The organism is Tardiphaga sp. 866_E4_N1_4 (genome assembly GCF_052076075.1).
Lineage (GTDB): Bacteria > Pseudomonadota > Alphaproteobacteria > Rhizobiales > Xanthobacteraceae > Tardiphaga > Tardiphaga robiniae.
Map to the genome: position 1 here is coordinate 4,910,092 of NZ_CP197242.1, position 21,317 is coordinate 4,931,408.

20 protein-coding genes are annotated in these 21,317 nt (G+C 62.3%); 8 read left to right on the plus strand and 12 right to left on the minus strand.

Translation table 11 applies throughout. From position 1 onward, the window contains the following. Positions 1 to 264 precede the first annotated feature (264 nt). Positions 265 to 2,499, plus strand: a complete 2,235-nt coding sequence (locus AB8B20_RS23655) for a putative bifunctional diguanylate cyclase/phosphodiesterase (RefSeq protein ID WP_439065765.1) — start codon at positions 265 to 267, stop codon at positions 2,497 to 2,499. 393 nt (positions 2,500 to 2,892) lie between these two features. Here AB8B20_RS23655 and AB8B20_RS23660 read toward each other — a convergent pair whose 3' ends face one another. The 3 genes from AB8B20_RS23660 to AB8B20_RS23670 all read right to left on the minus strand — a co-directional run bounded on the left by AB8B20_RS23660 (position 2,893) and on the right by AB8B20_RS23670 (position 5,724). Next, positions 2,893 to 3,870 (minus strand): Bug family tripartite tricarboxylate transporter substrate binding protein, encoded by a 978-nt coding sequence (locus AB8B20_RS23660; protein ID WP_176454493.1) that lies wholly within the window; start codon positions 3,868 to 3,870, stop codon positions 2,893 to 2,895. A 154-nt stretch (positions 3,871 to 4,024) separates the two neighbouring features. Further along, on the minus strand, positions 4,025 to 5,248 hold the full coding sequence (locus tag AB8B20_RS23665; protein ID WP_439073383.1) for an FAD-dependent oxidoreductase: 1,224 nt from the start codon (positions 5,246 to 5,248) through the stop codon (positions 4,025 to 4,027). A gap of 89 nt (positions 5,249 to 5,337) precedes the next feature. Beyond that, the gene (locus tag AB8B20_RS23670) at positions 5,338 to 5,724 is read right to left on the minus strand and encodes a cupin (protein WP_068733870.1); all 387 of its coding nucleotides are present in this window, start codon (positions 5,722 to 5,724) and stop codon (positions 5,338 to 5,340) included. A 204-nt stretch (positions 5,725 to 5,928) separates the two neighbouring features. On the opposite strand from AB8B20_RS23670, the gene AB8B20_RS23675 reads away from it, so the two are divergent. Further along, entirely contained in the window at positions 5,929 to 6,909 is a 981-nt protein-coding gene (locus tag AB8B20_RS23675) for a LysR substrate-binding domain-containing protein (RefSeq protein WP_439073382.1), read from the plus strand. Positions 6,910 to 6,978: 69 nt separating this feature from the next. Here the strand turns inward: AB8B20_RS23675 and AB8B20_RS23680 are convergent, their stop codons facing one another. Beyond that, positions 6,979 to 7,518: a DUF6428 family protein gene (locus AB8B20_RS23680; protein WP_439073381.1), complete on the minus strand. Its 540-nt coding sequence runs from the start codon at positions 7,516 to 7,518 to the stop codon at positions 6,979 to 6,981. Positions 7,519 to 7,560: 42 nt separating this feature from the next. Between AB8B20_RS23680 and AB8B20_RS23685 the strand changes: the two genes are divergently transcribed. The 4 genes from AB8B20_RS23685 to AB8B20_RS23700 are packed head-to-tail and all read left to right on the plus strand — an operon-like array spanning position 7,561 to position 10,599. Beyond that, positions 7,561 to 7,914 carry an ArsR/SmtB family transcription factor gene (locus tag AB8B20_RS23685; protein WP_231078300.1) on the plus strand — a complete coding sequence of 118 codons (354 nt, stop codon included), beginning with the start codon at positions 7,561 to 7,563 and terminating at the stop codon, positions 7,912 to 7,914. Then, entirely contained in the window at positions 7,907 to 8,359 is a 453-nt protein-coding gene (gene arsC, locus AB8B20_RS23690) for an arsenate reductase (glutaredoxin) (protein WP_439073380.1), read from the plus strand. Before AB8B20_RS23685 ends, arsC begins: the two co-directional genes overlap by 8 nt. A 31-nt stretch (positions 8,360 to 8,390) precedes the next feature. After that, complete coding sequence (arsB, locus tag AB8B20_RS23695) at positions 8,391 to 9,422, plus strand: ACR3 family arsenite efflux transporter (RefSeq protein ID WP_439074048.1); 1,032 nt, start codon at positions 8,391 to 8,393, stop codon at positions 9,420 to 9,422. A gap of 1 nt (position 9,423) precedes the next feature. Then, positions 9,424 to 10,599, plus strand: a complete 1,176-nt coding sequence (locus AB8B20_RS23700) for an MFS transporter (RefSeq protein ID WP_439073379.1) — start codon at positions 9,424 to 9,426, stop codon at positions 10,597 to 10,599. Between the two features lie 88 nt (positions 10,600 to 10,687). Here AB8B20_RS23700 and AB8B20_RS23705 read toward each other — a convergent pair whose 3' ends face one another. The 3 genes from AB8B20_RS23705 to lepA all read right to left on the minus strand — a co-directional run bounded on the left by AB8B20_RS23705 (position 10,688) and on the right by lepA (position 14,435). After that, a complete protein-coding gene (locus AB8B20_RS23705; protein ID WP_315840405.1) occupies positions 10,688 to 11,908 on the minus strand; it encodes an ABC transporter substrate-binding protein in 1,221 nt (406 codons plus the stop codon). Between the two features lie 203 nt (positions 11,909 to 12,111). Then, positions 12,112 to 12,582, minus strand: coding sequence for a DUF1801 domain-containing protein (locus tag AB8B20_RS23710; RefSeq protein WP_439074047.1), 471 nt, complete (start codon positions 12,580 to 12,582; stop codon positions 12,112 to 12,114). A 47-nt stretch (positions 12,583 to 12,629) separates the two neighbouring features. Continuing rightward, a complete protein-coding gene (gene lepA, locus AB8B20_RS23715; RefSeq protein WP_089262869.1) occupies positions 12,630 to 14,435 on the minus strand; it encodes a translation elongation factor 4 in 1,806 nt (601 codons plus the stop codon). A gap of 126 nt (positions 14,436 to 14,561) precedes the next feature. On the opposite strand from lepA, the gene AB8B20_RS23720 reads away from it, so the two are divergent. Then, positions 14,562 to 16,193: a glycosyltransferase family 39 protein gene (locus AB8B20_RS23720; protein ID WP_439073378.1), complete on the plus strand. Its 1,632-nt coding sequence runs from the start codon at positions 14,562 to 14,564 to the stop codon at positions 16,191 to 16,193. Between the two features lie 33 nt (positions 16,194 to 16,226). Here AB8B20_RS23720 and AB8B20_RS23725 read toward each other — a convergent pair whose 3' ends face one another. The 5 genes from AB8B20_RS23725 to AB8B20_RS23745 all read right to left on the minus strand — a co-directional run bounded on the left by AB8B20_RS23725 (position 16,227) and on the right by AB8B20_RS23745 (position 20,222). Continuing rightward, complete coding sequence (locus tag AB8B20_RS23725) at positions 16,227 to 16,529, minus strand: HPr family phosphocarrier protein (RefSeq protein WP_089262865.1); 303 nt, start codon at positions 16,527 to 16,529, stop codon at positions 16,227 to 16,229. Further along, entirely contained in the window at positions 16,526 to 16,927 is a 402-nt protein-coding gene (locus AB8B20_RS23730; RefSeq protein ID WP_068733893.1) for a PTS sugar transporter subunit IIA, read from the minus strand. Before AB8B20_RS23730 ends, AB8B20_RS23725 begins: the two co-directional genes overlap by 4 nt. A gap of 131 nt (positions 16,928 to 17,058) precedes the next feature. After that, positions 17,059 to 17,562: an HPr kinase/phosphorylase gene (locus tag AB8B20_RS23735; protein WP_439062701.1), complete on the minus strand. Its 504-nt coding sequence runs from the start codon at positions 17,560 to 17,562 to the stop codon at positions 17,059 to 17,061. Positions 17,563 to 17,579: 17 nt separating this feature from the next. Then, positions 17,580 to 19,385: a stimulus-sensing domain-containing protein gene (locus AB8B20_RS23740; RefSeq protein WP_439074046.1), complete on the minus strand. Its 1,806-nt coding sequence runs from the start codon at positions 19,383 to 19,385 to the stop codon at positions 17,580 to 17,582. 135 nt (positions 19,386 to 19,520) lie between these two features. Then, positions 19,521 to 20,222: a response regulator transcription factor gene (locus AB8B20_RS23745; protein ID WP_068733897.1), complete on the minus strand. Its 702-nt coding sequence runs from the start codon at positions 20,220 to 20,222 to the stop codon at positions 19,521 to 19,523. Between the two features lie 215 nt (positions 20,223 to 20,437). On the opposite strand from AB8B20_RS23745, the gene AB8B20_RS23750 reads away from it, so the two are divergent. Further along, a complete protein-coding gene (locus AB8B20_RS23750; RefSeq protein WP_439073377.1) occupies positions 20,438 to 21,175 on the plus strand; it encodes a HugZ family protein in 738 nt (245 codons plus the stop codon). Positions 21,176 to 21,317 lie beyond the last annotated feature (142 nt).

The following is a 21,317-nucleotide window of genomic DNA, read 5'->3' on the forward strand; positions in this document are numbered from 1 at the left end:
GTCCTCCTGTTGCCACCGGCTCAGTCGTTTTATCAGCGTTTCGAGCCGCTTGCGTCTCTCACTTGGCGGGGATGATCGCGCGTGACCCGGTAACGTCCAGACATGGGTAACCATAGGCCCACGGTTTTTGCCTGTTGTGAAGGCACGGGATGTGTACAGGCGCGCAGTTCAGACGGTAATCGGTTGCTGTGAACGGGCATTGATACCGTTTTTTCAGACACTTCTTGCACATATTGTCACACGCGCGTTGCGAGTGGATCATTGATGCCGAAGTTCCGGCCTGAAGCGAAAAAGAAAGCGAAAGCCGGACTGGCGTCTCGGATCACCCGGCCGAGCCGGGCGATCGCGGCTGCGCCGAAACTGGCGCCGAAAAAGGGTCTTGTCAGCGGTCCCATTCGCGAGATCGTGCGCCAGCGTGCCCAGGCCGAGGCGGCGATCGCGGAAGCCCGTAAATCCCACGAGCGTCTGCGCGAGGCGATCGACATCCTGCCGCAAGGCATCGTGTTTCTCGATTCCGACGGGCGCTACATCCTCTGGAACAAAAAGTACGCGGAAATCTACAACCGCAGCTCGGATCAGTTCGTGCCGGGTGCGCGTCTGCAGGACACGATCCGCGTCGGTGTCGAGCGCGGCGACTATCCTGAAGCCATCGGCCGCGAGGACGAATGGATCGCGGAACGCGTCGCCAAACTGTTCCATCCAGGCGAACGTCACGAGCAGGTTCTGGCCGACGGCCGCGTTGTCCTGATCGAAGAGCGGCTCACCGAAGACGGCGGTGTCATCGGTCTGCGCGTCGACATTACCGAGCTGAAACAGCGCGAGGCGTCGTTCCGCCTGCTGTTCGAGAGCAATCCGGTGCCGATGATCGTCTGTGCGCTCGATGACGAACGCATCCTCAGCGTCAACGACGCTGCGATCGAACATTACGGTTACACGCGTCCGGAATTTGAGAAGCTCACCATTCGCCAGTTGCAGGCCTTCGAGGCCGCCCCGCCCTGGGTCGGCGATCACGCCAATGACGAGCAGGCCGCGCGAACCTGGAAACACGTCAAGGCCGACGGCTCGCTGATCGATCTGGCGATCTATTCGCGGCACCTCGTCTACAACGAGGAGCCAGCCGTGATGCTGGCGCTGATGGATATCACGGAGCGCAAGCGTGCCGAGATGCGGCTGGCTTTCATGTCGCATCATGATGGCCTCACCGGCCTGCCAAATCGCAACCTGCTGCGCCAGCGTCTCGACGAGGTCCTCGCGCATACGCGGCGCACCGGCGAGAAGGTCGCGGTGCTGTTTCTCGGCCTCGACAACTTCAAGGGCGTCAACGACACGCTCGGCCATGGTATCGGCGACAAGCTGTTGCGCGGCGTGGCGCGGCGGCTGCGCTCGTCATTGCGCGAGGAAGACGCGCTGGCGCGGCTGAATTCCGACGAATTCGCCATCATCCAGACCGGCATCAACCGTCCCGAGGATGTCGTGCTGCTGGCGCGCCGGCTGCTCGACGCCGTCGGTGAGACCTATCTGCTCGACGGTCATTCGGTGGTCATCGGCGCCAGCATCGGCATCGCGATGGCGCCGAGCGACGGCGACGAATCCGAGCGGTTGCTCAAGAACGCCGACATGGCGCTGTCGCGCGCCAAGAACGACTCGCGCGGCACCTTCAGCTTCTTCGAGTCCGGCATGGATGCCCGCGCGCAGGCGCGCCGCAAGATCGAGATCGATCTGCGCTCCGCGATTCAGGACGATCAGCTCCGGCCCTTCTATCAGCCGCTGATCGATCTCAAGACCGGCCGCATCACCGGCTGCGAGGCGCTGGTGCGCTGGCCGCATGCGGAGCGCGGCATGATTTCGCCGGCGGATTTCATCCCCGTTGCGGAAGACACCGGCCTGATCAATGCGCTCGGCACGCAGATCCTGCGCCGCGCCTGCAATGAGGCTGCGCGCTGGCCCGATGAAGTGCGCGTCGCAGTCAATCTATCGCCGCTGCAGTTCCGTGTCGGCAATCTGCTCTCGGTGGTGATGGATGCGCTGAAGCATTCGGGCTTGCCGCCGCGGCGGCTTGAGCTTGAAATCACCGAGACGCTGCTGCTGGAAAAGAGCAATCAGGTGCTGGCGACCCTGCACGCGCTGCGCGCGCTCGGCGTGCGCATCTCGATGGACGATTTCGGAACCGGCTATTCGTCGCTGAGCTATCTCAGAAGCTTTCCGTTCGACAAGATCAAGATCGACCAGTCTTTCGTGCGCGATCTCGGCTCCAATCGCGATGCACAGGCGATCGTGCGCTCGATCATCAGCCTCGGCATGGGCCTCGGTGTCACCATCACGGCGGAAGGGGTCGAGACCGAATCCGAACTCGCCTGCCTGCGCAGCGAAGGCTGCCATGAAGGGCAGGGCTTCCTGTTCAGCCGGGCGCGGCCGAATGAGGAGATCATCGAGCTGCTGCGCGCTCAGGCCATTGCTGCGCCAGACGCGGAACTGTCCGTCCGCGCACAGGTCGCATAAGGCATACGCCGATCTCCGCTTCGGCGAGGGTGCGGACGACCCTTCATCCCGTTTCCCATTGCGAGAATGGAGCGCCGGGAGGCGCCAGGGGTTTGCGAGACCCCTTGAGGCTGGCCTTGCGAGGGCCGGCCCGCACGTCAGCACCGGCGGGATTGCGAGTCCCGCAGGGAAGACGCGCGCGTTACGACATCGGTGGGGGTGCGAAGCCCGCCGAGCGAACGCTGCGCCTCCCGGCGCTCCACCAGCAGCTGCCCGGATGACCGGGTCGCCGCTGCAGTCTGATCGACGCTGTGTGTCATGAGCACGCAGCAATCGAGCAGGCTGGAAGCGAGGTAACTCAATCTAGGACTAAAGTCAATACCAGTTTAAGCTCGGAGGGATGCCGAAAAATCCCTAGTTGGAAATCTTCGCTTTCGAGCGCTTCACGATATTTTCCATCCGCGCAGAATCCTTGGCGATAACAGCTCCGAACTGATCGGGCTTGTCCGCGATCACGGTCAAACCAAGGCCTTCCAGGCGAGCCGAAACAGTTGAATCTCGCAACGCCTCCACGATCGATGTGTTGAGCTTCTCAATCACGTCCTTGGGGGTCGCCGATGGAGCGACAAAGCCGTACCAGTTGCCCGCGAGGAGATCGGGATAGCCTGCCTGCGGTGACGTCGGCACATTGGGCAGCTGTTTGCTTGGTTCAGGCGCGGTCACGACGATGGGCCTCAGCGCTCCGCTTTGTACCTGCTGGACCGTGTTCGACAGATTATCGCACATCATGGACACCTGACCACCGATGACATCCTGAAGTGCCGGAGCTGCGCCCTGATACGGGATGTGGACGGCATCGATGCCTTCGAGCACCTTCAGCGTCTCGCCGCACAGATGGCTCGTGCTGCCGATACCGGCTGACGCAAATGTCAGCTTGCCCGGCTCGGCCTTGGCCAGCGCCACCAGTTCCTTCAGCGAGTTCGCCTTGACCGAAGGATTGACGACCAGGATGTTCGGCGTCGAAGCGCCATTGGTGATGGGCGCGAAATCCTTTTCGGAATTATAGGCGGGCTTTTCATAGATCCACGGATTGATCGCCATCATGCCGGTTGTCGCGAGCAGAATCGTATAGCCATCCGCCGGCGACGCGGCGACGCGAGCCGCCCCGATCGAGCCGTTGGCGCCGCCGCGGTTCTCGATGATCACGGTGACGCCGAGCGACTTCGACATCAGCGGAGCCACTAGTCGTGGAATCGCGTCCGCCGTACTTCCAGCCGGATAAGGGACCACGATTGTGATCATTTTTTCCGGAAAGCCGGCCGCTGCCGCGCCGGGCACGCCCAAGGCGACAGGCGCTACCAGCGCCGCCAAAAGAAACGTCGTCCACTTCATCCGTAAATCCTTGCTTGGCATTCTGAAACTCCTGCATGACATCTTGGGAACCATGGTGTTGGCTCCTCCAGGCTTACTGGCGCTTCCACTGCCGCGGTTCTTATCCAGCCGAGTGACCGGTTGCCGTCGACATCGTCTCAGAGAGAGTTGCTGATCACCCCGGGCGGTGCTCAGCCACATGCAACGCACCGGCCCGCTCAAGCGAGTCGAGCATCGCGATCCGGCGCAATAGCGCTCGTGCCTTTTCCGGATCGGCGGCTGCTGCGCGAATGTCGTCGCGGAAACGCGCACGATCGGCTTCGTCTTTCGCTTCGAGGTTCTTCTTGTTGCGGATGGTGTCGCCCTGAATGGCCTGCATCGTGACCGTCCGGCGCTGCAGATCGTAATCGGCAAGAATGCTCTCATCAGCCGCGCCGTTGATGACCGGACCCAGCTTCGCGGTCAGGTTCAATGCATCATGAATGCCGCCATTCATGCCCATGCCGCCGAGCGGGTTGTTGATATGGGCGGCGTCACCGGCCAGAAACGTGCGGCCTTTCTGGAAATTCGCGGCCACGCGCTGGTGCACACGATAGAGCGTCGTGTGGAGGATGGGGGCGTCCAGCTCTGCGGGAACGATCCGCCGGATCGACGCCGTCACATAGGCTTCGGACAGTGCTTCCTCATCGGATGTTTCCGCGGCCACCGGCATCATCACGCGCCATGCGCCGAGGATACGCAGAAGGAAGTACCAGCGTTCGGGATCGGCGACATAGCTGACCGACGAGACGCCCGGCCGAAGCGCGGTGAAATCGACCGGTGTCGTCATCACCAGGAAACGCTCGGGCCAGGTGAAGCCCTCGAATTCCATATCCTGGCTGCGGCGGACGATGCTGTTCGCACCATCGGCGCCGATCAGCCAGGCGCATTCATGCGTGGTGTCGTGGCCGTTGGCCGTGACCACCACCTTGACGGTATCGCTGGTCTGCTCGACCGATTTAACCTCGCTGCCGAACGCGATCGAGAACAGCGGATTGCCGGACAGGGCGTCCAGAATGATGCGTGTGAGCTTGAATTGCTCGGCTTGCAGACGGAACGGATGCCGCACCAGATCGGAGATCGCCGCGAAATCGAATGTTCCGAGCACACCGTCTTCGGACGAGCTGTACTGGACCGTCGGTGCCTTCAGCCCCTGTGCAATCAACGTGCTGGCGAAACCGAGATCGTCGAGCATGTCCAGCGTGGGCGGATGGAACGTCGATGCGCGCGACTCGCTGCTCAGCGCGTCGTTCTTCTCGAGCACCAGAACCGGAATGTTCTGTCGCACCAGATCTGCGGCAGCCACCATGCCGACCGGCCCTGCACCGGCGATGATGACGGGAAGCTTCGCATTACTCATTCTATCAAGACCTCTTGCGGGGATTTCAGGGAGCATCGGCTCTGATCGGCGGCCCCTCCAAGAGGCTGCCGTCATCGTCTCTGTGGCTCTCAGGCGGGATCGTAGTAGTGCATTTCGAGAAGCAGGCAGCCGCCCTCGGATTTGAACGGACCATGCCACGCGCCTGGCGGTCTGACGGCGTAGGTGTAGCCGGCGAACGGCGTGCCGCCTTGCCCGTTCTCGTCATTGCCAACGATCAGGTCGCCGGAGACGAGAAAGACTTCTTCCCAGTGGTCGTGAACGATCTGCTGTGTGGTGAAGAGACCCGGAGGGAACTTCAGCAATCGCGTCCGGCTGCCGCGTTTGTTCGCGGTATCGAGCGATCCGGACAGGATCTTCTCCAGCGCGCCCGACGCGGGATCGTAGCCCTCGGGCAATTGCCAGCCGCTCTCCATGTCGAGCGTGTGGAATTCGTCATGCAATTTGTTGACTGCCACTGATGTGCTCCTTGAAGTTGATGACCGAAGCACCTGTGCGGGCACCGCGCTGCAGTCTGCATGTCTTGAGACCGTTGCCGGGGCGTGACCTCGCCAGAGGTCGCCGCCCGCCATGACTTTTGTCGTCCGCGGGGAGATTGTTGCCTTGTGCTTAGGCGTGCAAACAATTTAATCTGCGGACATCTTGCGTTTTTGGAATGAACTATGCGCCGCAGAATACCGAGCCTCGGCGCGCTGATGGCGTTCAGCGCGGCTGCCAAACACCTCAGCGTCACGCGTGCCGCCAGCGAACTCGCGCTGACCGAAAGTGCGGTGTCGCGCCAGATTGCGCAGCTGGAGACGCAGCTCGGCGTGAAACTGTTTCATCGGATCAAGAAACGCATCACGTTGACGCGGGCAGGGGCGGCCTACAGCACCCGCGTGGCGCAGACGATCGAGCGGATCGAGCGCGATGCGCTCGAGATCATGGGCTATGAGGCCGACGGCATGGTTCTGGACGTCGCGGCGCTGCCCACTGTCGGCGCCCAGTGGCTCATTCCGCGCCTGCCGGACTTCTATGCGCGCCATCCCGGCGTCGCTGTTAATGTGAGTGCGCGCAACACGCGCTTCTTCTTCAGCGAGACCGCGCTCGACGGCGCGCTGTACTTCGGCGAACCGGACTGGCCGGGCACGCAGGCCGACTATCTGTTCGATGAAATTCTTCTGCCGGTCGGATCGCCGACGCTGATCGGCAGGCGCGGCGAATTGCCGCCGAGCGAGGTCGCCGAGCTGCGGCTTCTGCATCTCGTCACACGCGCCGATGCATGGCGTCGCTGGTTCGATGCTGCGGAGCTCGGCGGCACGAATGTGATCCGCGGGCCGCGTTTCGATATCCAGTCCACTTTGATCAGCGCGGCAAGCTCGGGCCTTGGTGTTGCCCTGCTTCCCGAATTCCTGATTTCCGACCAACTCAGGTCGGGCAAATTGAAGGTGTTGTCGAGCCTGACCCTGAAAAGCGTCGGCTCGTACTATTTCGCCTGCCCGGAGGAGAAAGCCGGGAATCCTTTGCTGCAGGCATTCCGGGCGTGGTTGCTGTCGCAAGCCCAGGCGTCTGCGCATCCCGGCTCCTCGCCAGGAGCTTTGCCAAAAGTGACTGGTCGCCTCGCGGATCGACGCAGCGCAACGACCGCAGGTGGCAAAGGATAATGATCGCGGGCTCTACCGCGCGCTCTCGATGAGAGTCCAGTAACAGGTCTCCGGTCTGAACCGCGGCGTCTACCGGCAGCACGCGCTTTTGGACGATACCGGCGCGCAGCATGCACTGGCTTCCTTCTGCGCCTCCAGCCAGCGGTCGCGTGGCTTGCAACTCGCCGGACGCGGGGCAAGCGCCACCGTGAGAACGTCGCCCTGTATGCGCGGGGTATCCGCGCAGTGTAGTTGCATCGGCGCGATGCCATCGCTCACTTCGAAAGTCAGTCGCGCATTGATATCGAGAGCGACATGGTCGGAGACTTTCCGGATGATGGCGGCGAATTTAGCCGCCGTCATATGGGTCCGGCCACTTTCGATGATGTCCCACAACTGTACGAAGATCTCCGACCACGCTTCGGGATTGCCGCCGCAATCAAGTGCGGAAAAAGCGCCCGCCTTGACTTCGGTGATGTGGTAGCCCGCCTGAATGCTGTGACCGCTATAGGTGAACACCAAAGGCAATGCCGGTGCCGCGTCGCAGGCGGCGAGGAGCGCCCCGATGCTGATGTCGTCGGCGGTGATCTGCGGCGAAGGCGGAATTTCCGGCTTGGCAAGGTCCAGCATCGATGTTACTCCATGATTCGATATTTTTAGGATTATTGAAATATGGAAGAACGTCAAGCCCTGTCGGCTTTCGCAGCGCTGTCCCAGGAGACACGGCTTCGCATCGTGCGCCTGCTCGTGCAGGCCGGTCCCGCCGGGATGCCGGCCGGCGCCATCGCGGAGGCTGCAGGCGTGTCGGCCTCGAACGTGTCCTTCCATCTGAAGGAGCTGACCCAGGCCGGCCTTGCCAGCGCGAAGCGGGAGGCCCGCTCGATTGTCTACACCGCCGATTACGACGCCCTGTCGGGCCTCATCCAGTTCCTGATGCGGGATTGCTGCGCGGGTCATCCCGACATCTGTATGCCGGCCACGGCGTCCGCATGCACCTCGGACAGCAAGGAGCTGTCACGTGCCTGATAGCGTCGACGTCATCATCTATCACAACCCTGATTGCGGTACCTCGCGCAACACGCTGGCCATGATCCGCAATGCCGGCATCGAGCCACACATCATCGAGTATCTGAAGACACCGCCGTCGCGGGTCCTGCTCGTTCAATTGCTCGCGCGCGCCGGCATGTCGGTGCGCGACATCCTGCGTGAGAAGGGAACGCCCTATGCCGAGCTGGGCCTCTCCGACACCAGTCTGACCGACGCGCAGTTGCTCGACGCCATCGAAGCCCATCCGATCCTGATGAACCGCCCGATCGTGGTCTCCGCGCTGGGCGTGAGACTCTGCCGGCCATCCGAAGCGGTTCTGGACATCATGCCCACTCCGCAGCTTGGAGCGTTCTCGAAAGAGGATGGCGACCGGGTCGTGGATGCGAGCGGCCAGCGGATCGCAGGACAACGTCATGACCAGTGAAGTCATTGGCAGGCCGGTTTCCGCTCCGGCGATGGGCTTGTTCGAGCGCTATCTCACGATCTGGGTCGGTCTCTGCATCGTCGTCGGCATTCTGCTGGGGCGATGGATGCCGGCCGTTTTCCATGCGCTGGGCTCGGCGGAGATTGCACAGGTCAATCTGCCGGTGGCTGTCCTCGTCTGGCTGATGATCATTCCCATGCTGCTCAAGGTGGACCTCGGAGCGCTCGGTCACGTTGGCGCACACTGGCGCGGCATTGCCGCGACCGTCGGAATCAACTGGCTGGTGAAGCCGTTCTCGATGGCGCTTCTCGCCTGGCTGTTCATTGGCCATCTGTTCAGGCCTTATCTGCCCGCGGACCAGATCGATAGCTATACGGCCGGTCTGATTCTGCTTGCCGCTGCGCCTTGTACGGCGATGGTGTTTGTCTGGTCGAATCTGGTCGATGGCGAGCCGAACTTTACGTTGGGACAGGTCGCGCTCAACGACACCATCATGGTGGTCGCCTTCGCGCCGATCGTCGGCCTTCTGCTCGGACTGTCATCCATCACCGTGCCTTGGGGCACGTTGCTGTTGTCCGTCCTGCTCTACATCATCGTGCCTGTGGCGATCGCGCAGTTCTGGCGGCGCGCATTGCTGGCGAGGGGAGGCGAGGCGGAGCTATCGCAGGCGCTGTCGCTGCTCGGCCCGGTATCGCTCGTCGCGCTCCTGCTGACCCTGGTGCTGTTGTTCGGCCTGCAAGGCGAGCAGATCACACGGCAGCCGATGGTCATTGCGCTGCTCGCCGTCCCTATCCTGATCCAGGTCTATTTCAATGCCGGTCTCGCCTACTGGCTCAACCGCCGCCTGGGCGTCGCCTGGTGCGTGGCCGGCCCTTCCGCCCTGATCGGCGCATCGAACTTCTTCGAGCTCGCCGTAGCGGCGGCGATCGCACTGTTCGGTTTTCAATCGGGCGCGGCACTGGCAACGGTCGTCGGCGTTCTGATCGAGGTGCCGGTGATGCTCTCCGTGGTTCACATCGTGAAGGCGACACGGGACTGGTACGAGCGGGGAGCTGTGACCTGAGGTGGCAGTCGTTCGTTGGCAAGTCGTATCCGCGCTCGGTACGACGCAGACACTGGCATGGGCTTCCAGCTACTATGTTCCGGCCGTATTCGCGGATCCCATTTGCGACGACCTGCATCTGTCCAGGACGTGGTTCTTCGCCATGTTCTCCGTGGCGTTGCTGGTGTCGGGTTTGCTTGGTCCGCTCGCCGGCCGCATGATCGACCGCAGCGGTGGCCGGGACGTGCTTGTCGCCACCAATCTGATGTTTGCGGCGGGGCTGGCCTTGCTTGCGGTTGCAACGGGACCGATCACGCTGGCCCTGGCCTGGCTGGTCATCGGCGCCGGCATGGGTTTCGGCCTGTATGAGGCTGCGTTTGCGACGGTTGCGGGATTGTGGGGGCGACAGGCCCGCAGTGCGATCACCGGCATCACCCTGTTCGCCGGCTTTGCGAGCACCATCGGCTGGCCCCTCAGTGCCGCGATGATCGATGCCTTCGGCTGGCGCGGTGCCTGCTTCGCATGGGCCGCGTTGCACATCGTCATCGGTCTGCCGCTCAACCGCTTTCTCGTTCCGAAGGCGCCGTCGCATGCGCATCTGGATGAGCCTGCCGTCCCGACATCAGGCATTCCATGGGCGATGATCGTTCTGGCGGGCGTCTTTGGTGCGACCTGGTTTGTCACCACCGCCTTTGCCGCGCACATGCCGCGCCTGCTGGAAGCGCTCGGGGCCACCCCGGCGCAGGCCGTGCTCGCCGGGGCTTTGATGGGGCCTGCGCAAGTCGCAGCCCGGATCGGGGAATTCGGTCTGCTACGACATGCGTCGGCGATGATATCCGCACGCCTGGCCGCAGGCCTGCATCCGGTTGGTGCCGGATTGCTGATCCTGTTCGGAGCGCCCGTCGCGCTGCCATTCGCCCTTCTGCACGGTGCCGGCAACGGCCTGTTCACGATCGCGCGCGGAACGCTTCCGCTGGCCATGTTCGGCGCCGTCGGATACGGCATGAGAACCGGCTGGCTGGCCGCGCCGGCGCGCATCCTGCAGGGTGCAGCGCCGCTGCTGTTCGGCCTTGTGCTGGATCACGGTGGCCCGCGCGTCGCGCTGGCGCTCACAGGTGCGCTGACGTCGCTCGCATTCCTGGCGCTGTTTTGGCTAAGAACCCCAGCGGCGAAGCCGGCAACGAGTGCCATCGTTTAAATGCGATGAAAACTAACGTGCCGCCCGGCCAGGCGTGCAATTGCGCGCCAGGCCGGGCGACGGCCGTTGTTGCTGATGCGAAAGACCCTCAGTCCTTCTTCACATACTGGCAGCCGCCGTCCTTCATCGGACGGAACACCTGATCGCCGGGGACCTCCGCGAGCACCTTGTAGTAATCCCATGGCGCCTTGGATTCTTCCGGCTTCTTGACCTCGAGCAGGAACATGCTGTGCACCATGCGGCCGTCCTCGCGCAGGACGCCGTTATCGGTGAAGGCGTCGCGCACCGGCATCTCGCGCATCTTCGCCAGCACCGGCTTGGTGGCGCGGGTGCCTGCGGCCTGCACCGATTTGAGATAGTGCAGCGTGGCGCTGTAGGTCGCGGCCTGGTTCATGGTCGGCATCCGCTTCATCTTGTCGAAGAACTTCTTGCCGAAGGCGCGGGTGCGATCGTTGAGATCCCAGTAATAGGCCTCGGTGATGATCAGCCCCTGCGCCATCTTCAGGCCGAGCGAGTGGATGTCGGAGATGAACATCACGATGCCGGCGAGCTTCTGGCCGCCGGCGACGATGCCGAATTCCGACGCCTGCTTGATGGTGTTGATGGTGTCGCCGCCGCCATTGGCCATGCCGATGATCTTGGCCTTGGACGATTGTGCCTGCAGCAGGAAGGACGAGAAGTCCGCCGTGTTCAGCGGATGCTTGGAGCTGCCGACCACCTTGCCGCCCGCGGCGCGCACCACGTCGCCGGTGTCACGTTCGATGGAATGGCCGAACAGATAGTCCGCTGTGATGAAGTACCAGGAATCGCCGCCCTGCTTGACGATGGCGCTGCCGACGGTGTGGGCGTTGCCATAGGTGTCGTAGGTCCAGTGCGCGGTATAGGGCGAGCACGACTTGCCGGTGATGTCCGACGACGCGGCGTCGGTGACGATCATGATCTTCTCGAACTGCTTCGACATCTCCATGCCGGCCAGCGCAGTGGCCGATGTCGGCATGTCGATGATCATGTCGACATTCTCGGCCTCATACCATTTGCGCGAGATGGTGGCGGCGACGTCGGCCTTGTTCAGCGCATCTGCGGTGACCAGTTCGATCGGCTTGTCGAACATCTTGCCGCCGAATTCCTCGATGGCGATCTTGGCTGCCTCGACATTGCCTTGGCCGCCGATGTCGGCATAGACCGAGGCGAAGTCGGCGAGCACGCCGATCTTGAGCGGAAGCGTGTTGGCCTGCTGGGCCAGCGCGGAAGCGCCGAAAAGCAGCGAAACAGCAAACGTCGTAGCCGCAACCGTGCGGTGCGCGATCATTCAATCCTCCCCAAATTTTCATACGCGCCGTTTTCGGCGTCGTGGCGGCAGCATGAGGGGCGAAGGGCGGGGAGGCAAGGGCGGCGTGGGGGATGTTTGGTCGCAGAAATCTGCCGCATTGCGGCGGGCGGAAAATTGTGCCGGCGGAATCCGTTCATTCACGGCGCTATTTATTCCTGGACGACAGCCAGTTGTCGCCGCGCTCATTCAGCCTGAGATGACCTCGTTGAAGGCCTGCGCTTGCGGAGATGATAGGTCAGCGCCAGTCCGACGCAGTGACCCAGGGCTTGTTCCGGCACGGGATCATCGACGTGCAGCACGATGCTGCGGTTGCCTTCGAAACTTAGCTCCGTTGGATACAATTCACGAAAGGTCGCGACCAGATCGGTCTGGCAGTGAAAGAACAGCGCGTACTGCTCTGTGGCCCTCATGCGATCAAGCCGGATGGTACTGCCGCTTTTCGTCTCGCTTGTCAGATAGCTGGGCTGATTCCACTTGAGGGTCTCCTGCAGCGGGCCTACGCCCTCGATCCCTGCGGCGGTCTCGAAGATCAGTTGCCGGAGCGCCAAGAGCCGGGCCTTGATCGCCGGCGGATGCTGGTCGAATGCTGCTTTGACAGCTGGATCGGAAAAACCGGAGGGGTGTTGCGGGGCCGCTTTGCTCAACTTCCGCATCGCTGCCACGTGGTGCCCCTCCTGTCAGAGCTGCAAGCGATATGCCCTCAGCTATCCACCTTCAGCGCCGCAATAAACGCTTCCTGCGGGATGTCGACCTTGCCGAACTGCCGCATCTTCTTCTTGCCTTCCTTCTGCTTCTCCAGAAGTTTGCGCTTGCGGCTGATATCACCGCCATAGCACTTCGCGGTCACGTCCTTGCGCAGCGCGCGGACGGTTTCGCGGGCAATCACCTTGCCGCCGATCGCCGCCTGGATCGGGATGACGAACATGTGCGGCGGAATCAGTTCTTTCATCTTCTCGACCATGGCGCGGCCGCGGCCTTCGGCGCGGGTGCGATGCACGAGCATCGACAGCGCGTCGACCGGCTCGGCATTGACCAGGATCTGCATCTTGACGAGATCGGCGGCCTTGTAGTCGGTCAGATGATAGTCGAACGAGGCGTAGCCCTTCGAGATCGATTTCAGGCGATCGTAGAAATCGAACACCACTTCGTTGAGCGGCAGCTCGTATTTCACCATCGCGCGGGCGCCCACGTAAGTAAGTTCTTTCTGATTGCCGCGGCGTTCCTGACAGAGCTTCAGCACGCTGCCGAGATATTCGTCGGGCGTCAGGATCGTGGCTTCGATCCACGGCTCCTGGATCTCGGCGATCTTCACCACATCCGGCATGTCGATCGGATTATGGATCTCGATCTCCTCGCCATCGGTGAGGTGCATCTTGTAGATCACGCTTGGCGCGGTCGCGATCAGGTTGAGATCGAACTCGCGGCTCAGGCGCTCCTGGATGATTTCCAGATGCAGCAGACCGAGAAAGCCGCAGCGGAAGCCGAAGCCCAGCGCAGCCGAGGTTTCCATTTCGAAGGAGAATGACGCGTCGTTCAGCCGCAGCTTGCCCATGGCGGCGCGCAGCGTCTCGAAGTCGTCGGCGTCGACCGGGAATAGGCCGCAGAACACCACGGGGATGGCAGGCTTGAAGCCCGGCAGCATCTCGGTGACCGGCTTGCGGTCGTCGGTGATGGTGTCGCCGACGCGGGTATCCGCGACTTCCTTGATGGCGGCCGTAATGAAGCCGATCTCGCCGGGGCCGAGTTCGTCCACATTGACCATCTTCGGCGTGAAGTAGCCGACGCGCTCGACATCATAGGCGGCGTTGGTGCCCATCATGCGGACGCGCTGGCCCTTCTTCATGACGCCGTCGACGACGCGGATGAGGACGACGACACCGAGATAGACGTCGTACCAGCTATCGACCAACAGCGCCTTCAGCGTGGCGTCGCGGTCACCCTTCGGTGGCGGCAGCCGGTGCACGATGGCTTCCAGCACGTCAGGCACGCCCAGACCCGTTTTTGCCGAGATCATCAACGCGTCCGAGGCGTCGATGCCGATGACGTCCTCGATCTGCTTCTTCACCTGCTCGGGCTCTGCCGCGGGCAGATCGACCTTGTTGAGGATCGGCACAATTTCGAGATTGGCGTCGAGTGCGTGATAGACGTTGGCGAGCGTCTGCGCTTCCACGCCCTGCGAGGCGTCGACCACCAGCAGCGCGCCTTCGCAGGCGGCCAGTGACCGCGAGACCTCATAGGCGAAGTCGACGTGGCCGGGCGTGTCCATCAGGTTGAAGATGTAATCCTTGCCGTCCTTGGCCTTGTAATGCAGGCGGACGGTCTGCGCCTTGATGGTGATGCCGCGCTCGCGCTCGATATCCATCGAATCGAGCACCTGCTCCTTCATCTCGCGCGCCTGCAAGCCGCCGGTGATCTGGATCAGGCGGTCGGCCAGCGTCGATTTGCCATGGTCGATATGGGCGACGATGGAGAAGTTGCGGACGTTCGAAATCGGGGAGGTTGTCATGCGCGCGGGATAGCATTCAGGCCCCGATGCGGCAACCTTAATGCGGGTTTCGGCCTGTTTCCCGGCCCTGTTTCCGTCACGGCATCCTGATTTTACTCCGGCCCGAAACACGCTAGGCAGGGCCCCATGAGTACAATCGCTTCCTCCACCCCCGCCAAACGCCGGGGCTTGCTGTCGATCGGCCGCCGCGGCGCTGCGCGGCTCGTTGCCTGGGCGTGTGATCCGCAATTGAGCGTCCTGCTGGTGCTCGGCTTCACGATCGCCCATGTGGTGCTATGGACCGCGATCCTGACCCAGGTAAAGGCGGCGCAGGACATCCATTTCGACGTCTCCGAGGGCTATGCCTGGGGGCAGAAGTTCCTGATGGGCTACGGCAAGCATCCGCCGCTGTCGGGCTGGATCTCGGGCGTCTGGTTCAGATTTTTCCCGCCGGTGGACTGGGCGACCTATCTGCTCGCCATGGTCACGGTCGGCATCGGCATGATCCTTTGCTGGGCGATCGCGCTGCGCGTGGTCGATCGTCGCCGCGCCTTTTTCGTGCTGCTGATGGTCGCGATCTATCCGATCTTCAATTTCAAGGGCTTCAAATACAATCCGGACCTGCTGCAGCTGGTAACTTTGCCGCTGGTGGTGCTCGCCTATTTGCACGCGTTCGAGAAGCGCTCGATCCGCTCGGGCTTCCTGCTTGGCCTCGCCGCTGCGCTGGCGCTGATGACCAAATACTGGGTGGTGACGATGATCGGCGCCATCGGTCTGGCCGCGCTGATCCATCCCCAGCGGATGCTGTTCCTGCGCTCGCCGGCGCCATGGATCGCCATCGCGACGATGGCGGCGGCGCTGATTCCGCATCTCGACTGGGTGCGGCAGGTGGAATACGCGCCATTTCGTTATGCCGGCAATACCTATGCGATCTCGTCACGCTGGGAGAGTTTGCAGCTGGCGTGGGGCTATGTCGGCCATAACGTCGCGCTGCTGCTGTTGCCGCTGGGGCTGGCCGCTGCGGTGCTGGCCTGGGGCCCACGCTGGTGGGTGTTGGTGGCGCGCGATCCCCGCGCATTCGTCAGGCGGCCTTGGTCACTGATGACCAATCCCGGTGTCCGCAGGGACCAGGCCCTGAATATCTGGCTGATCCAGGCCATTGTCGCCGTCGGGCCGCCGATCGGTGCGTTGTTGTTCGACGTTTATATCAAGACCGATTGGGGTATCTCGCTGTTCTTCCTGGTGCCGCTGGCGGTCATTGCGATCCCGGCGCTGAAGATGCCGCGGGTCGCGCTGGTACGGCTCGCCGCGATCTGGCTGGTGCTGTCGCTGGTCACGCTCGCCGCCGCACCGCAGATCGCCATCGCGTCACTGCCGCGCGATGCCAACGGCAATTTCGCTCACATCTCCTACTCGCAACTCGCGCGCGAACTCACCGAAGTCTGGCACAAGCGCTTCCACACGCGCTGGAGCGAGGTCGTGGGCTTCGTCGATGTTGCCGAGCAGATGACGTTCTACAGTCCCGATCATCCGCTGCCGCTGACGCCTTACGAGCCATGGCCGTCAGGCGTGACGTCGATGGCCGAAGCGAAGCGTAACGGCTTCATCGGAATCTGCATGGTCGGTGACTGGAAATTCGATCGCTGCGAAGCGTGGATGAAGGACAATCTCCCGAATGCCGAACGCATCGTGATGTCGACGCGACGCTTCTTCAAGGGCAATGTCGGCACGACCACGCGGTGGAATGTCTATGTGGTGGCGCCTGGAGCGATGAAATAGCCGTTCGCTGACGAAGCAGCTTTCGGCGAACCGCTACTCTTCGCCGAACTTGTTGGTTACAAGCTCGGTGATCGCATCCAGCGCCGCTTGAGCTTCGGCGCCTTTGGCAGTGACCATGATGCTGGTCCCGGGTCCGGCGGACAGCATCATCAGGCCCATGATGGATGTACCGCCAACGGTCTCGCCGTTGCGTGTCACCGTGACGTCGGCATTGAACCGCTCGACCATCTGCACGAATTTGGCAGAGGCGCGCGCATGAAGGCCACGTTTGTTGGTAATCGGAATCTCGCGGGAGACGCTGCCGGACACCGTCGTATCGTCTGGGCTGTCGCTCATTTGCCGGCGAGAACGCGGCTGGCGATGGTGACGTATTTGCGGCCGGCTTCCTGCGCCATGGCGATCGCATCGGGCAGCGTGCGCTCTTCGCGCACCTTTGCGAGCTTTACCAGCATGGGCAGATTGATACCGGCAAGAACCTCGACCTTCGGCCGGCTCATGCAGGAGATCGCCAGATTCGATGGCGTGCCGCCGAACATATCAGTGAGGATGGCAACGCCATCGCCACTGTCGACGCGATTGACCGCTTCGATAATGTCGCTGCGACACAAATCGGAATCGTCTTCGGCGCCGATCGTCACGGCTTCAATTTGTTTTTGCGGACCCATTACGTGCTCAAGCGCCGCCTTAAACTCGTCGGCAAGGCGCCCATGGGTCACAAGTACTAGACCAATCATCGGAAACTCCTCGTGGGTGCTTTTGGTGCACCGCACGAAAGGGCCACTTTGACCATCCAGAGCCCCTATGCAAGAGGGCTCTTCGCGAATCTCCCTTAAATTGCACGGATGCGGCGGGAAGTAGCGCGGGTCTATTCGGTGGCGATAGTGGGACTAATATGGTTACCAATTCCCTTCGAGCAATCGTCCAAAGGTCGCACTGCGGCTAAACCATCGTTTGTAATAAGCGCGGCCACGACCAATGGTAGTGGTGAAAAGCCTGTCCCGACCGGGATTCGGGGCAATTCAACGCCCTCCAGTGTGGTTTTGAGCGCTTCCGGCTCTGGCAGGCGCGCAGCGTCGGTGGCGGCGAGATCAACCACCAGCCCGACGATGGCGCCGGTAGCGCAGTCCAGACGCCGGATTCCGAGCCCCCTGACCTCAAGCAGCCCGACCAGTTCGGGCGCCGGCCGTACCCACAGTTTTCCATCCCTGACATCCAGATGCACCCGGTCGTCGCCGACCAGCATGGCCTCGGGAAGCTGTCCGCTCTGAGCGGCGAGGATCAGGTCGAAGACCAGCCGCGATTTCCCGGAGCCGGACGGCCCCCGGATCAGGACCGCGCGCTCATCGACCAGTACGGCGGAGGCATGGATGCTTTTGCCATCCGCGCTCATGTGGCCGGCAACCGTACCACGAAGCGCGCACCCAGCACCGGGATCTCGCCGTCGGCATTGGCCGGGCCGATGCGGTTCTCCGCCCAGATCGTACCGCTATGGGCTTCGACGATCTGTTTGGAGATCGACAGGCCCAGACCGGAATTCTGGCCAAAGCCCTGATGCGGGCGGTCGGTGTAAAAGCGTTCGAAGATCCGTTCGAGTGCATCCAGTCCGATGCCGGGGCCGTCGTCATCGACGACGATCTCGATCTTGCCTTTCAGGCGACGGCAGACGATCCGCACCTTGCCGCCCGGCGTCGAGAATGACTGCGCATTGGTGACGAGATTGGTGATGACCTGACCGAGGCGGGAGTCGTGGCCGGGCACCGAAAAGGCGTCGGTGGCAGCGCCTTCGAAGCGGACTTCAACGCCGACGTCATGACCGAGCTTGGTTTCGTTGGCGACCGAGGTCAGTGTGGTCAACAACCGTCGGACATCGACGGGCGCAGTGTCGTTGCGCTGTAGTTCGGCGTCGAGACGGCTGGCGTCGGAAATATCCGAGATCAACCGGTCAAGCCGCCGCACGTCGTGTTCGATCACCGCGAGCAGGCGGCCGCGGCTGTTGTCGTTCTTTGCCAGCGGGAGTGTTTCCACGGCGGAGCGCAGCGAGGTCAAAGGATTCTTGAGCTCGTGGGAGACGTCGGCCGCGAACATCTCGATCGCCTCGATGCGGTTATAAAGCGCATCGGTCATGTCGCGCAGCGCGCCGGAGAGATGCCCGATCTCGTCGCGGCGGCGCGTAAAATCCGGGATCTCGACACGGGTGCGGATGCGGCGGCGAACGCGTTCGGCGCTGTCGGCAAGACGTCGCACCGGACCTGCGATGGTCGATGCCAGCAGCAGCGACAGCACGATCATCACCACGGCGGCGACCGCAAAGACTTTCAGAATCGCCAGACGCTCGGCCGTCACCATCTGGTCGATGTCGTCGCCCTGGGTCGACAGCATCAGCGAACCATGGACGGCGCGGAAGCGCTGCACTGGTACGGCGACCGAGACGATGACTTCGCCCCGTTCGTTGATGCGCACCATGCTGCTCTTCAGACCGTCGAGCGACTGTTGCACTTCCTGATAGCCGTTGCCGTTTTCCGGACCAAGTTCGCGATACAGCGGAAGGTCGCCGCGATTGAGCCAGGTTCGGACCGCGATCATCGTGCGTTCGGCAAAGCCGGGCTTCTCGGTGGTCGGCGGCGGCAGTTCGAAACGCAGCACATCGCCGCGGCCATAAAGGCTGCGGCTGTCGAGGATCAGCACGCCGTCACGGTCGTAGATGCGCGCGCGCGTCTTAGTCGGGGAGATCAGCCGCCGCAGCACCGGTGCAACGCGTTCGGGATTGATCGGGAAATCGAGGCCGGAGAGTTCGTCCGGCACGCCATAGGTTTCACCGGGCTTGAGATCGAGCAAGCGGTCGGGGTCGATCGTGATCGTATTGGTTTCGACGGTTGCCGAAGCGGCAATGGCGCTGGCGATGATTTCGGCCTGCACCAGCAAGCTCTGCGCACGCGCGTCGATCAGGCCGGCGCGAAACTGCGAGAGATAGAGAATGCTGGCGACCAGCGCGCAGAGGCCGGCGAGGTTGAGCGAGACGATGCGGCGCGTCAGACTTGAAAAGGTCAGCGCAACGAAGAACTGCCGGGCACGGCGCAGCCAGTCGAGCGGGCGCTGCCAGCCGCGACGGGTGCGATCGGCATCGCCGCCTGCCGCATTCGGCGACGTGCCGTCAGCGTCCAGGCTTTCATCAGGCTGCGTACGATCCAGCAATGCCAAAACTGCCCGGTTGTTGTCGATATCTGCGATACACCACGCGGCGCTCATTGTTGCGTATGTGTATGCGCATTCTAGCGCAGCACGGCTGAGCCGTCAGGCCCCCAGCCGTGCCGCGGGAACCCTTACAGATCAGGTTTCCTTGAAGCGATAACCGACGCCATACAGCGTCTCGATCATCTCGAAGTCGTCGTCGACGACCTTGAACTTCTTGCGCAGCCGCTTGATGTGGCTGTCGATGGTGCGATCGTCCACATAGACCTGATCGTCATAGGCGGCATCCATCAGCGCGTTGCGGCTCTTCACCACGCCGGGGCGCGTCGCCAACGCCTGCAGGATCAGGAACTCGGTGACGGTCAACGTGACCGGCTCGTTCTTCCAGGTGCAGGTGTGACGTTCCGGATCCATCCGCAGCAAACCGCGATCGAGCGCCTTGGCGTCGGTCTCCTTCGGAGCGGCAGTCGGGTCCTTCGGCGCGGCGCGGCGCAGCACGGCCTTGACGCGCTCGACCAGCAGACGCTGCGAGAACGGTTTGCGGATGAAATCGTCGGCGCCCATTTTCAGGCCGAACAGCTCGTCGATCTCCTCGTCCTTCGACGTCAGGAAGATCACCGGCAGATCGGACTTCTGGCGCAGACGGCGCAGTGTCTCCATGCCGTCCATGCGAGGCATCTTGATATCGAGGATTGCGAGGTCCGGCTGGCTCGTGCGGAAGCCATCGAGTGCGGAAGCACCATCCGTATAGGTCATGATGCGGTAGCCCTCGGCTTCCAGCGCGATCGATACGGATGTGAGAATGTTACGGTCGTCGTCGACCAGTGCGATAGTTGGCATGAGCCTGCTTTCCGAAGCGGGATGGGCTATCCGGCAGAATTCAACAATCCGCCGTATGAGGTGGCCTTAAGAACACAGTCAACGAGCAATGCAAGCTGGGCTGAAGTGTGGCCGAGTTCCCTGAACGCTTGAATGATGCGTGGGTTCCGTAGATGTATAGACCTCCCGGGGAAGAAGAAATAGCCACTTTTTGCAATGAAATACGGGATTTAACGATGCAGCCGACCTCCGATTTCGACCCCTCGCGCGTCACCCGGTCGCTGTTGCGGCGCAGTCGGCAGGGGGCGCTGGCTACCCTGGCCGTCGGTTCCGGCGATCCTTATTGTGCGCTGGCCAATGTCGCCAGCCACCCGGACGGGTCGCCGATTCTCCTGATTTCCCGGCTGGCGCAGCATACCCGCAATATTCTGGCGGATGCCCGCGTCTCGCTGATGCTGGATGAGCGGGCGCCGGGGGACCCCCTGGAGGGCTCACGCATCATGCTCGGAGGTATCGCGCAGGAGGCCAGCAACAGCGAAAAATTGCTGCTGCGCCGGCGCTATCTCAGCGTCCATCCATCCGCGCAAGTCTTTGTGGATTTTAAGGATTTTTCGTTCTTCCGGATCAAGCCGAAGAGTGCCCATCTGGTGGCCGGCTTTGGCCGCATTAACGACCTGAAGCCAGAGCAATTCCTGACCGATCTCACCGATGCCGAAGGCATGCTCGAGGCCGAGGAGGGCGCCGTTGCTCATATGAACGCCGATCATCTCGACGCGCTCAATCTCTATGCAACCAAGCTCCTCCACGCGGACGCAGGCGACTGGTGGTGCACGGGATGCGATCCGGATGGCATGGACCTGCAGAACGGCGCGACGGTGATCCGGCTGGACTTTCCGCGGCGGATTGTCACTCCGGGTGCATTGCGGCAAGTCCTGAAGGAACTCGCAGAGCAGGCCCGCGCTTTGAAGAATTGAGCGGTATCAAGTGCCGTGCTGGAATAAACCAAATATGCGGACAGCAGCTTGGCATTTCACATCTTCGTCACTATTAGATCGCCGGGTTACGGCCTCGGTGGTTATAATGACGGCTACCGCTGCTGACGTGCGATTGAAGACA